Source organism: Streptomyces sp. NPDC026673 (assembly GCF_040638135.1).
Taxonomy (GTDB): domain Bacteria; phylum Actinomycetota; class Actinomycetes; order Streptomycetales; family Streptomycetaceae; genus Actinacidiphila.
This window is the reverse complement of sequence record NZ_JBEZXR010000097.1, coordinates 15385-27006: the sequence shown is the minus strand read 5'-3', so window position 1 is coordinate 27006 and position 11622 is coordinate 15385. Positions and strand designations below refer to the sequence as shown.

Here is an 11622-nt window from a genome sequence, read left to right as displayed (position 1 = left end):
GCATCGCAAGGCGGAGAGTCGTCCTCGTAGTGGGCTACTCGGACGATTCGACAACTCCCCCGGGCCGAAGGCTGGGGGAGTGCCGTGCCTGGGGGCACCACCCAGCGAAGCTGGGGGAGCGCCGCTGGGTGGGGGCACCCCCGGCCGAAGGTTGGGGGAGGGCATGTGACGACACGACCCAGGCCCGACTGCGATCGGCTACGTTCGGCATCACAACCGGCGCGTCACCACTGCCGGCAAGCCGAGGACACACGTCATCCCGGAAATGCCCGGCGCGCCTCGGGCGACCCTGGAGAGGCGTGACCCGCATGCCGCGGGAGATGGGGAGCGATGGAACTGTCAGAGTCCCTCGGCGAGGCCGTGGCCATCCTCAAAGCTCCCCTCGCGCACGATGACCGTGAACAGGGCTGGACCGACGACCTGCGACGGGAGATCCAGGAGGAGATCTCCATCAGCCGCTCGACCCTGCGGCGCAACGGGCCTTGGGCGGTCAGGTTCCTCCGTCCTCGCCTCGATGAGTGGATGGCGCGTGAACGCGTACGGCCGGGACGCCTCCACGCTGTGGTGATGGATGTGCAGACCCGGATCACCGAGGCCCGTGACGCCGCTCGCCGGCCGACTGGCTGACGGACCGACGGACCGACGGAACTCTTGCCGGAGGCAGACGTCCCCGCAGGACCACTCCCCCACCCGCGTGCACCGCACGGCCCTCGGTTCGCCCTCCCCACGTCACGGCCGGGGCAGCCGGCGCATCGCCAGCAGCCCGCCGATGCCCGGCACCAGGGCGCGGACCCGCGCCGGCGTGGAACCCCCCGTGCGGTGGACGGCGATGACGACCCAGAGGTAGGCGCAGCCGTGGAGGGGGCCCACGAGGGAGGAGAGCGGCCGCAGGTGGACGGTGGCGAGGTTGGCCAGGAGCACGGCCAGGGTGACCAGTTCGACGGCGGAGGCGATCCGCAGTGCGCGCACGGCGGTCACGCTCCCGTCGTCGAGCCGGGGCGGACGATCATCAGCACGGTGACCGTCGCCCAGAGCAGATTGAAGACCCCGGTGAGCAGGGCGAGGCGCGCGACGCCTCCGCCGGGATCGGTCCCCGCGTCGAGCGCGGCGAGCACCGTCTCCTGCCGCGGCAGGACGAACAGGCCGAGCACCGCGGCGGCCACTGCCGTCAGGGCGATCGAGGCGATCAGCCAGGCGTCCCCGAGGACGCCCATGCTGCTCGCGGTGGCCAGGCCGAAGACCGGGACGACCACACCGACACCCGCGTACACCCGGCAGATGCGGTGCAGCAGCGGCGCCGAGCGGGGCGCCTGACGGACCATGCGGGGGAACATGCTTGCGGCCACGGTCACCGGGCCCACGGCGACGATCGCGGCCAGGACGTGCACCGCGAGAAGGAACTTGGTCACGGACTGCGCTCCTCACACCCCGGCCGGGACCGGGCCCTCGGCGCGCCAGACGACACCGCGGCGTTCGTGGGAGAGCAGGCGCTGCACGGCGTGCGCGACGCGTGGACCGATCTCCCGTTCCAGCAGGTACAGCCCGAGATCGAGGCCGGAGGTGACGCCGGCGGCGGTGACCAGGTCGCCGTCGTCGACCACGCGGGCGTCGACGACCGTCGCTCCGGCGTTCCACAGCGCGTCCAGGCCGAGCGCGTGGGTGGTGGCGTGCCGGCCGGCGATCAGTCCTGCCAAAGCCAGGACGTACGAGCCGCCGCACACCGTGGCGACGGTGGTGCCGGGCCGGTCCAGGGCCTCTTTGAGCAGCCCGGGCAGGGGCGTGCCGAGGGTGCGGGCCAGCAGGGCCGGGACGGTGCCGTCCGCGCCGGGCTCCTCTCCCTCGGCAGGGATGCGGCCTGCCGCTCCCGGCACGACGACCAGGTCCGCGCGCGCCGGGTCGAGCACCGCGGTCGCCCGCAGGCCCACTCCGCGGAGCCCGCTGGGCACCTCGCGCGGCCCCTCGGCGGAGACGAGCCCCACCTCGACGCCGCCGGCCCCCAGCGTCTCGTAGGGCGCGATGACATCAAGTGGGTCGAAGCCGTCGAACAGGATGAACTGGGCGTGCATCGGCACCCCTCCACAGCGGTGGACGTTGATCGGACGCCACCGACGCTAGGGCGGCCGGGGCGGCGACAGAAGTGGCACTATTGCCACTTCCCAACGGATTCCCGCCAGAGCTCATGAACAGCAGTGATGCCCATGGCCTGACTGTTCACCGCTGCTCAGACGCTTTGGCCGGATCCCGTTGAGCATTTACGCTTGCGCCATGCACACGGTCGCCGTCCTCGCGCTCGACCAGGTGATCGCCTTCGACCTGGCGGCCCCGATCGAGGTCTTCTCCCGCACCCGGCTGCCCGACGGCCGTCCCGCCTACCGGCTGAGGATCTGCGCGCCCGCCCCCGAGGTCGGCGCCGGGCCGTTCACGCTGCGCGCCCCGTACGGCCTGGACGGCCTCGCCGACGCCGACACGATCATCGTCCCCGGCGTCGCGGACCCCTCCCTGCCCGTGCCGGACGAGGTGCTGCGGGCCCTGCGGGAGGCCGCGGCCAACGGCACGCGGATCGCCTCGGTGTGTGTCGGCGCCTTCGTTCTGGCCGCCACCGGACTGCTGGACGGCCTGCGGGCGACGACCCACTGGGTGGCGGCCGCCGAACTGGCCGCCCGCCACCCGAAGGTGACCGTCGACCCCGACGTCCTCTACGTCGACAACGGGCAGTTCCTCACCTCCGCGGGGGCCGCCGCCGGCCTCGACCTGTGCCTGCACATGATCCGGGCGGACCACGGCTCCGCCGTCGCCGCCGATACCGCCAGGCTGTCCGTCATGCCGCTGGAACGGGAGGGCGGCCAGGCCCAGTTCATCGTCCACCAGCAGCCCCCGACGCCCGCCGGGGCCGGCATGGAGCCGCTGCTGCGCTGGATGGAGGAGCACTGCGACCTCGAGCTCTCCCTGCAGGACATCGCCGCACACGCCGGCATCAGCACCCGCACCCTCAACCGCCGCTTCCGCGAGCAGACCGGCACCACCCCGCTGCAGTGGCTGCACCGTGCCCGGGTCCGCCGGGCCCAGTACCTCCTGGAGTCCACGACCCACTCCGTCGACCGCATCGCCGTCCAGGCCGGCTTCGGCTCCCCCACGGCGTTCCGTGAACGCTTCAAACGCGTGGTCGGCACCAGCCCCCAGGCCTACCGGCGCGCCTTCCGCGGCTGACCGGCCCTCAACGGGCGCGGCACACGACCTCCGAGGGTCGACGGCGGGGGCCCCGCGGGGCGTGGCGACCCGCGCCAGGATCCCCCTTCGGGCAGGTCACGCACGGGCGGGAGTCCGCCCCCCACAGCCGGCGCGGACCCCGCATGGAGCGCCGAGGGCACCCACACTCCCGATTTGCTTGACGCGTCAAGTAGTGTGGATGATGGACGGCGACCGCACGCCAGGCGGCCCGGCATCACCGGACCCCATCGTGAGAGCGGTCCATCGCGCCGACCCATCAGCACGTCTTCGTTTACGACTAGGAACCACCGTGTACATAGCCGCCGTCATCCTCAGCGTTCTGCTCGCCCTCGTCTTCCTCGCCGCCGGCGCCCCCAAGGTGCAACTCACCGGCGCCGTTCCGGAAGGCCTCATCCAGAAGGGGCTCAGCGCCGGCCTGGTCCGGTTCATCGGCATCGCGGAGGTGGCCGCGGCCATCGGACTGGGCGTGGGCTGCTGGTGGCAGCCGCTGGGCATCGCGGCTGCGATCGGCACGGTTGTGGTGCTCATCGGCGCGATCTGCTTCCACGCCAAGAAGGGCGAGTACGCGGACAGCGCGACCCGCAATGCCGCGATAACCCCCATCGTGCTGCTGCCCGTGGCCGTGGCCACCGCCATCACGCTGGCCGCGTCGCTGTAACCGCCACCCGCCGACCGTCGGGCCGAGGCCCCGCTGCCCGAAGACCCCGACCGCGACGCCTACGCCGGCCTGGCCGCCGACCGCACCGAGGGCCGGCGGCCGAGCGGGGCGGTGCCGCCCACCCCGCTCGGCGCGGGCGGATGACCCGAGGGCCGGCGGTGGTCGCATGCTCGACCGGGGAAGGAAGCGTCACATCAGGCCCAGCCGGGGTATCTCCCGTCCCGCGGAGCGGTCCATCACCATCAGCAGGCCGGCATCGCGAGTCCTGCCGTACGCGGCCTCGTCTATGACGCCCAGTTGGAACCAGACCGCCTTGGCGCCGATCGCCACAGCCCGGTCGGCGATGTCTCCGGCGAGGGTGGAGTTGACGAACACGTTCACGACGTCCACCGGGAAAGGGATCTCCCCCAGGGAGGCGTAGCCCTGTTCGCCGTGCACCGTCTCGGCCTTGGGGTGTACGGGCACCACCCTCTTGCCGATGCGCTGCAGCTTCTCGGCCACGCGGTACGCGGCCCGTTCGGGGTTGTCGGAGAGGCCCACCACGGCCCAGGTGTCGCCGGTAGTGGTGAGAATCCGCCTTATCGTCGCGTCGTCGCCGTAGGTCGTCATGGGCGGCACCGCCGCGCGGGGGTGGATTCCGCACCGGTTGCCGCCAACCACACGAACACGGGAAGGGCCGGGCCCTCGAGCTTCGTCTGCCGCATGGACAGACCATAGCCAATTTGAATACTGTATGCAATGGTCGAATGCTTCTCGAGTCAGGACACGACCGGTCAAGGCGCCGGCCTCGGAGAGTTCGGCGAAGCCGGCCCGGCCGGAAAACCGATGCGGGCTGTGGGCGCGATGGTGTGTGATCGGAGCCATGGCGATCGCTTTGGGCAAGCCGGACGTCGACGGGTTGAGCGGGGCTGTGGACGTGCTGCGGGAGTGGCAGTACGACGGAGCACCGACGCAGCTGCATCCGGGGGATCTCGGCTGGTTCTGGCGGTTCGGCGCGGAGGCGACGGCCGCCGCGGTCCGGACCTGGAGCCGGAACGGACAGATTCTCGCCGTCGGACTGCTGGACGGTCCCGAGCTGCTGCGGCTGACGATCGCACCGGGCGCTCAGCGGGACGAGGAGCTTGCGCGGCAGCTGGTTGAGGACATGACCGAGCCGCGGCGCGGCGTACTGGTCGGGGGAAGGGCGTACCTCGAGGCGCCCCCGGGCTCACTGGTCCAGGACCTGCTGTCCGAGGAGGGCTGGAACGCCGACGAGCCGTGGACGCCGCTGTGCCGCGACCTCGCGGAGCCTGTCGAGGACCCGGGCGTACGGATCGAGGTGATCGGGCCGGAACGTGCGCACGTGCGGACCGCCGTGCAGCGGGCCGCCTTCGACAGGTCGACGTTCACGGATGAGCGCTGGCGCGCGATGGCAGCCGGATACCCGTACGCCGACGCCAGGTGCCTGGTCGCGTACGACGACCAGGACAACGCGGTGGCGGCGGCGACGGTGTGGTCGGCCGGTCCGGGGAAGCCCGGGCTGCTCGAACCGATGGGCGTGCACCGGGAACACCGCGGCCACGGCCACGGCAAGGCGATCAGCGTCGCCGCGGCTGCCGCGCTGCGCGAGCTGGGCTCGTCGAGCGCGACCGTCTGCACCCCCAGCGCCAATGCCGGCGCGGTCGCCACCTACACGTCCGCGGGGTTCCGGCCACGGCCCGAGACCCGGGACCGGCGCCGGGACGCCGAGGCCCAGGGGCCCGTATCGGGAGTCGATCTTGATATGAAATGATCTTGGTTCGTGACACGTGGAGATCTGACGGACGAGCAGTGGGCGGTGCTGGAGCCGCTGCTGCCGAAGGGAAAAGGGCTCGGCCGACCCCCGGTCTGGACCCGGCGGCAGCTGATCGACGGTATTCGGTTCCGGGTCCGCACCGGCATCCCCTGGCGGGACATTCCCGAGCAGTACGGGCCATGGGGCCGGGTGTACGACCTGTTCCGCCGCTGGCAGAGGGACGGCACCTGGCAGCGGATCCTCACCCAGCTTCAGGCCCGGGCCGATGCGGGTGACCTGATCGACTGGAACCTCGACGTCGACTCCCCCGCCTGCCCGGCCCACCATCACGCCGCACGAACCAGGAGGAGGGGGGCCTCCCGACGGAACCGCGCCCAGGTGCCGTCACCGAGCCGGACGGCCGGCAGCTCATGATCGTTCCCCCATCCGGAGTTCGGTTCCCTCCCCCCGTCGGCCCGTCAGCCAGGCCTGGACGGCCAGCACCACGCAGGCCAACAGCACCAGCGCGGCAGCGGGTATCAGCAGTGAGGCGGCGTCGCTGCGCAGGACGGCTCCGGACAGGTCGGTGGCCGGTGTGCGGACGGTGAAGGCGAGTGCCACCAGGTCCACGCCGGGGCGCACCAGGGGGACGGTGGCCAGGCTGACGGCGATGCCGCCGAGCGCGCCGAGCAGGACCTGCGGCAGCATCTCCAGCACGGCCAGCCACTGCCGTTGGCGGCCGGTCATGCCCATGGTGCGCAGGCGGGCCAGCAGTGCCTTGCGCTGCGGCGCGTTGTGCAGCAGCGACAGCAACAGTGCCAGCACGCTGAACCCGGCGCCCGCGGCGACGGCGGCCAGGTAGACGTGGCGGGCGCCCGACTGCAGGGCCGACGTCGTCCCGTAGGAGGCGCGGACCTCGGGTTGCAGGGTGACGTTGGCCTTGGGTGCGGCCTTGGCCACCAGGGCGCGCAGTGCCTTGGCGTCGATGCCGCCGCCGGTCGCGTAGAGCGCCGAGGGCCCGTGGTCCGGGAGTGCGGTGGCGGATGCCACCTTCGCCAGGGCGTCCCTCGACACGATCAGAAACTCACGGTTGGGGGCCGCCGGTGTGACATCCCGCGTGGCCGCGACGCGCACCATGGCCACCCCGGCCGACGACCTGGTGCTCACCGGCCGGGTGCCGCTCCCGAACTGCCGCGCGAGACGCGGCGAGGCGATGGCGGGGATGGTTTCCGACGCCCCGGCGTCGAGCACCGTGGTCGGGAACGGGGCACCGAGGCCGGTCTCGGCCACCAGTCGCGTGTACGGCTTCGGATCGACGACCAGCAAGTCGAAGCGGGTACGGCTGCCGAGCAGGGTCTGCCCGGGTTCGATCCGGACGCCGGTGACCTCGTGTACGCCCGTGACCTTGCGGATCCGGGCGTCGATTCCCTGGGGCAGGGCGCCGTAGGTCTGCACGCGGGCGTCGGCGCCGACCGCGGTGAGCGCGGCGCGGTCGCGTCCGGACTCCACGCCGGCCAGTACCGAGCCGCCGAAGGAGGTGACGGTCAGAGCCACCAGCACGGCCAGCAGCGGCAGCGCCGTCGTCGAGGGGGCGCGTCCGGCCCGGGCCAGGCCCAGGTGCAGCACCGGCCCGTTCAGCCGGCCGAACGGCCGTGCCAGCAGGCGCAGCGGCCAGGGATACAGGCGCAGCATGACCAAGGCGGCCACCACGGCCACGAGGACGGGCGCGGCGGCGGTGAGGAGATCGGCGCCGTCGTCCGCCGTGCCGCGGTGTCGCAGCGCGATCACGGCGCCGGTGACCACGACCACGATCGCCAGTTCGGCCACGGTGCGGCGCTTGGAGGGCCGGGCGGCGACGATGTCATCCCGCTGCTCGGCGCGCGGCCGGCGGGCCGCGGCGACTGCCCGCACCGGCAGGGTCACCGTGGCCACGACGGCCACGACGGCGGCGGCCCACACCGCGAGCGCGGTGCTCCGCGCCGGGAGCAGTGCCAGTGCCAGGGCCAGTCCCGCGGCCGCGGACGGCACCGCCACCACCGCGCTCTCGGCCAGCAGTCGGCCGGTGAGCGCGCCCAGGCTGATGCCGCGGGTGCGCAGCAGCGTGAACTCGGCCCTGCGGCGCGTCGTCGACAGGCCGACCGCCAACAGCAGCACCACGACGGCCACGGTCCCCACACCCACGGCGGCGACCAGGACCAGCGGCCGGGCGGCCGTGCGCTCCGCGAGGAACGGCGCCAGACGTTCACCCAGTCCCTGCTCCGCGACCCGCAGCCCGCGTTGCCTGGTCTGCAGCCGGCCCGCGTCCGCACCCGCCGTCAGCGAGGCGACCCGGTCGCGCAGCGCCGGGACATCCCCAGCCCTCAGCGCCCCGACGTCGGCCGGGTGGTGCCAGTAGGCCAGCGCACCGTTCTGCAGACCGAGCAGGGCCTTCGTGGCGTTCTCGTCGATCAGCGCCGTGAAGCGCCAGTAGACCCAGGGGTCGGGCTTCTTGGGTACCGACACCAGCCGGGGCTTTCGCAGGTCGGGTTCCGCGTTCCACCAGGCGGCGCCAGGCGTCCGGGGTGTGACGATGCCGGTGACGCGCACGGTCGTCACCGATCCGATCGCGTCCTTGAGGTGGAACGCGGAGCCGGTGCGCAGTTTCATGACCCTGGCGGTGCGGTCGGTGAGCACCGCTTCGACGCTGCGGGCGTCGGTGCCGGGCCTGGGCAGGCGTCCCTCGACCAGGCGGGTGTGTGCCGCCAGGTCCGGCTGGGCCACCAGCGTGCCCTTCGGTGGCAGGGGCGTGGGCGAGGGGGGCCGTGGCAATTCGGGGTCGGTGGCGACCGTGTCCTCGGACCGGGCTCCGTACACGGTCTGGTCCGGCGCCAGCACCAGCGGCGGCCGCACCAGGCGCTGGAACTCCTTCTCCCCCGCCGCAAGGGCCCGCGGGGTCACCAGGGCCTCGGGGCCGAAGGGCACGGACAGCCGCGACACCCGGAGCGACATGGTGACGCTGCGGTCGGGCAGCGACGCTTGTGACAGCGTGTCGCGCAGCGCGGCGTCCTCGTAGCCCTCGACGGCCCGCGGCACCGCGGCCGCCAGGAACGCCGTCACCAGCACCAGCGCGGCCAGGGCCAGCGTCCCGCCGGGGGCGGCACGCAGCCGGGCGCGGATCCACGAGACGTCACCGCTGTGCGGGGAACGGGACTCGGCCACGTCATTCACCTCCCTGGCGCGGCACTTCGGACGTCACGTCGATCGACGTCCGGACGCCCGGCGGCCCCTGGAGCGCGCGCCGGGAGCCGGCGTCTCCAACCGCGGCCACGGCCGCGGAGCAGGTGGTCAGGACGACGGAAAGCCACGCGGCACCAGCCGCCGGCCGGTGTGCCCGCAGGCGCAGGAAGACCAAGCCCGGCACCATGCCCCCGTTCTCGATGCCCGAAAGAGTGTGTTGCGAGTGATCCACAAGTCCACCGCCGAGCGGTGGGAGTGACACAGAATACGCCCATGTCACACGGTGGTCGCACACACGTCCCCAGCCCCGCACGCCGGTCGGCCACGGAGACGATCCGCTCGCCTTCCTCGGCACACCCGACGAGAAGATGCAAACAGTGGCACAACAGTGTCTCTCTGCGCGGTGTCGAGCGACCGGCCGACGTGTCGAGGCCAGGCGTGTGCCGTCGCCCACCTCGCTGTCGGTGCGGAGCGGGGACTCCGTGACGCTGAGGGCCCCCGACCGCACGCGACGAACCGCGCGTGCGCGCCGGGGGCGGTCGGCGGACCCGGCGAAGGCCGGGGCTCAGCGGGCCGCCGTCTCGACCGGGTCAGGCCAGCGGCTCGTGATGACCTTGCCGCGCGTGTAGAAGTGCACGGCTTCGCTGCCGTACATGCGGTGGTCGCCGAAGGCGGAGTCCTTCCAGCCGCCGAAGGAGTGGTAGCCCACCGGCACCGGCATCGGCACGTTCACGCCGACCATGCCGGCCTCGACCTCCAGCTGGAACCGGCGGGCCGCGCCGCCGTCGCGCGTGAAGATCGAGGCGGCGTTGCCGAACGGGGAACCGTTGATGATGCCCATGGCCTCCTCGTAGGTCTCCGCGCGGAGCACGCACAGAACGGGGCCGAAGATCTCGTTCCGGTAGGCGTCCGATTCGGTGCTGACCCTGTCGAGGAGCGAGATGCCCATCCAGTGCCCGTTCGCCAGGCCCTCGACGGTGAAGTCCCGGCCGTCGAGCACCACATCGGCCCCCTGGGCGGCCGCGCCGGCGACGTAGTCCGCGACCTCGTCGCGGTGTGCCCTGGTGACGAGCGGGCCCATCTCGGACGCCGGGTCGTCGCCCGGGCCGATCCTGACCTTCGCGGCCCGCTCGGCGATCCGGGGCACCAGCGCGTCGCCCGCCGCGCCGACCGCGACCACCACGGAGACCGCCATGCAGCGCTGGCCGGCGGAACCGTAGGCGGCGGTCACGGCGGCGTCGGCTGCCGCGTCGAGGTCCGCGTCGGGCAGCACCAGCATGTGGTTCTTCGCGCCACCCAGGGCCTGGACGCGCTTGCCGTTCGCGGACGCCCGGCGGTAGACGTGGCGGGCGACCGGCGTGGAGCCCACGAAGGACACGGCCGCCACGTCCGGGTGGTCGAGCAGCGCGTTCACCGCGACTTGTTGCCGTGCACGATGTTGAGCACCCCGTCGGGCACACCGGCCTCGGCCGCGAGCTCCGCGAGGAGCATGGAGGCGGACGGGGCCTTGCTGCTGGGCTTGTGGACGAAGGTGTTCCCGCAGGCGATCGCCATGGGGAACATCCACATCCCTATCATCGCCGGGAAGTTGAACGGTGAGATGCCGACGACGACACCGAGAGGCTGGCGGACCGACGCCACGTCGACGTCGCTCGACACCTCCGTGGACGTGTCGCCCTTGAGCGCCATGCCGAGCCCGCAGGCCAGTTCCACGACCTCCAGGCCACGGGCCACCTCACCCAGCGCGTCCGCGTGGACCTTGCCCTGCTCGGCGGTGATCAGGGCGGCGAGGTCGTCGCGGCGCGCGTCCAGCAGCTGGCGGTAGCGGAAGAGGATGGCGATACGCTGCGTGAGCGTGGTGGTGCGCCAGGTGGCGTACGCCTCCTTCGCCGCGGCGACCGCGGCGTCGACCTCGTCGGCACCGGCCAGGGCGACCCGTGTGGTGACCTCTCCGGTCGCGGGGTCGGTCACGGGGCCCCAGGTCCCGGAGACGCTTGGGGCGTCTCCGAAAGGCTTGCCACCGATCCAGTGGGTGACGGTCTTCATCGGCGGAACTCCTTCGAGGATGACGGCGTCGGGCGGTGCGGTCGATGCGGCTCGGCACAGGAGCCTTGACCTCAGCCGGACGATCCGCGGTCACGGCCGCGGAAACGCCCCCCACCGCCCGGGAGAACGGGACTGCTGACATCGAAGTTACGTCTCCGATCCGCGCGTCCCGGCGCTTCGGAGCCTCGCGGCCCGAAGTGCCTCTCCCGTGTCCCGAACTGTCGTGGAGTGGATCACTCACATCCCGCGCAGCGCCCGCCTCCGCGGTGCGGGAGTCGTCGGCGGCCGCTGTGGCGCCCGCAGCGCCCGACCGCCGGGGTGCCCTTGATCACGGTCCCGCCCGGTGGGCGACGCCACCGCACGACAAGAAGCCCCCCGTCGTCTTGCGACGACGGGGGGCCGCGCCTTCCGCACGGCGTCAGCCGCGGACGATGTTCTCCGCCTGCGGACCCTTCTGCCCCTGCGTCACGTCGAAGGTGACGTGCTCGCCTTCCTGGAGCTCGCGGTAGCCGTTGCCGGCGATGTTGGAGTAGTGGGCGAACACGTCCGGCCCGCCCCCGTCCTGCTCAATGAAGCCGAAGCCCTTCTCGGAGTTGAACCACTTCACGACGCCAGATGCCACTGTGTTCGTCCTTCGCATGCCGCTTCCGCGACGCACCCGCGGTGCGCCGGCGGGCCCGTTGTTTGGGCCCGGGCCTTGCATACCCGATGATCCACTGCT

The 11622-nt window shown here is 72.6% G+C and carries 11 protein-coding genes and 1 pseudogene; 5 read left to right on the top strand and 7 right to left on the bottom strand.

The window, feature by feature from the left end; all coding sequences use genetic code 11:
• The first annotated feature begins 330 nt into the window (after positions 1 to 330).
• A complete protein-coding gene (locus tag AB0F62_RS38080; protein ID WP_361810284.1) occupies positions 331 to 627 on the top strand; it encodes a hypothetical protein in 297 nt (98 codons plus the stop codon).
• 102 nt (positions 628 to 729) lie between these two features.
• On the opposite strand, the gene AB0F62_RS38075 is transcribed toward AB0F62_RS38080, so the two are convergent.
• The 3 genes from AB0F62_RS38075 to AB0F62_RS38065 are packed head-to-tail and all read right to left on the bottom strand — an operon-like array spanning position 730 to position 2066.
• On the bottom strand, positions 730 to 969 hold the full coding sequence (locus AB0F62_RS38075) for a DUF3817 domain-containing protein (protein WP_361810288.1): 240 nt from the start codon (positions 967 to 969) through the stop codon (positions 730 to 732).
• Between the two features lie 5 nt (positions 970 to 974).
• Complete coding sequence (locus AB0F62_RS38070; RefSeq protein ID WP_361810282.1) at positions 975 to 1409, bottom strand: hypothetical protein; 435 nt, start codon at positions 1407 to 1409, stop codon at positions 975 to 977.
• A gap of 12 nt (positions 1410 to 1421) precedes the next feature.
• Positions 1422 to 2066, bottom strand: a complete 645-nt coding sequence (locus AB0F62_RS38065; protein WP_361810280.1) for a DJ-1/PfpI family protein — start codon at positions 2064 to 2066, stop codon at positions 1422 to 1424.
• A 199-nt stretch (positions 2067 to 2265) separates the two neighbouring features.
• On the opposite strand from AB0F62_RS38065, the gene AB0F62_RS38060 reads away from it, so the two are divergent.
• Together AB0F62_RS38060 and AB0F62_RS38055 are read left to right on the top strand one after the other, a co-directional pair.
• Positions 2266 to 3207, top strand: a complete 942-nt coding sequence (locus AB0F62_RS38060; RefSeq protein WP_361810278.1) for a helix-turn-helix domain-containing protein — start codon at positions 2266 to 2268, stop codon at positions 3205 to 3207.
• 310 nt (positions 3208 to 3517) lie between these two features.
• The gene (locus tag AB0F62_RS38055) at positions 3518 to 3886 is read left to right on the top strand and encodes a DoxX family protein (protein WP_361810276.1); all 369 of its coding nucleotides are present in this window, start codon (positions 3518 to 3520) and stop codon (positions 3884 to 3886) included.
• Positions 3887 to 4075: 189 nt separating this feature from the next.
• On the opposite strand, the gene AB0F62_RS38050 is transcribed toward AB0F62_RS38055, so the two are convergent.
• Complete coding sequence (locus AB0F62_RS38050) at positions 4076 to 4495, bottom strand: CoA-binding protein (protein WP_361810274.1); 420 nt, start codon at positions 4493 to 4495, stop codon at positions 4076 to 4078.
• Positions 4496 to 4748: 253 nt separating this feature from the next.
• Here AB0F62_RS38050 and AB0F62_RS38045 point away from each other — a divergent pair, with 253 nt between their 5' ends.
• Together AB0F62_RS38045 and AB0F62_RS38040 are read left to right on the top strand one after the other, a co-directional pair.
• Positions 4749 to 5657, top strand: a complete 909-nt coding sequence (locus tag AB0F62_RS38045; protein ID WP_361810272.1) for a GNAT family N-acetyltransferase — start codon at positions 4749 to 4751, stop codon at positions 5655 to 5657.
• A gap of 9 nt (positions 5658 to 5666) precedes the next feature.
• Complete coding sequence (locus tag AB0F62_RS38040; protein WP_361810270.1) at positions 5667 to 6074, top strand: IS5 family transposase; 408 nt, start codon at positions 5667 to 5669, stop codon at positions 6072 to 6074.
• Here the strand turns inward: AB0F62_RS38040 and AB0F62_RS38035 are convergent.
• The 3 genes and pseudogenes from AB0F62_RS38035 to AB0F62_RS38025 form a co-directional block, all read right to left on the bottom strand.
• Complete coding sequence (locus AB0F62_RS38035) at positions 6069 to 8837, bottom strand: FtsX-like permease family protein (RefSeq protein ID WP_361810268.1); 2769 nt, start codon at positions 8835 to 8837, stop codon at positions 6069 to 6071. The genes AB0F62_RS38040 and AB0F62_RS38035 overlap by 6 nt on opposite strands.
• Positions 8838 to 9420: 583 nt before the next feature.
• A pseudogene (locus AB0F62_RS38030) lies at positions 9421 to 10901 on the bottom strand (CoA-acylating methylmalonate-semialdehyde dehydrogenase).
• A 418-nt stretch (positions 10902 to 11319) separates the two neighbouring features.
• Positions 11320 to 11523 (bottom strand): cold shock domain-containing protein, encoded by a 204-nt coding sequence (locus AB0F62_RS38025; protein ID WP_361810266.1) that lies wholly within the window; start codon positions 11521 to 11523, stop codon positions 11320 to 11322.
• Positions 11524 to 11622 lie beyond the last annotated feature (99 nt).

Excerpts from the sequence above, each read along its gene's own strand:
- AB0F62_RS38050 (WP_361810274.1), bottom strand. The coding sequence starts at position 4,495 with ATGACGACCTACGGCGACGACGCGACGATAAGGCGGATTCTCACCACT.
- AB0F62_RS38080 (WP_361810284.1), top strand. The coding sequence starts at position 331 with ATGGAACTGTCAGAGTCCCTCGGCGAGGCCGTGGCCATCCTCAAAGCT.
- AB0F62_RS38065 (WP_361810280.1), bottom strand. The coding sequence starts at position 2,066 with ATGCACGCCCAGTTCATCCTGTTCGACGGCTTCGACCCACTTGATGTC.
- AB0F62_RS38045 (WP_361810272.1), top strand. The coding sequence starts at position 4,749 with ATGGCGATCGCTTTGGGCAAGCCGGACGTCGACGGGTTGAGCGGGGCT.
- AB0F62_RS38060 (WP_361810278.1), top strand. The coding sequence starts at position 2,266 with ATGCACACGGTCGCCGTCCTCGCGCTCGACCAGGTGATCGCCTTCGAC.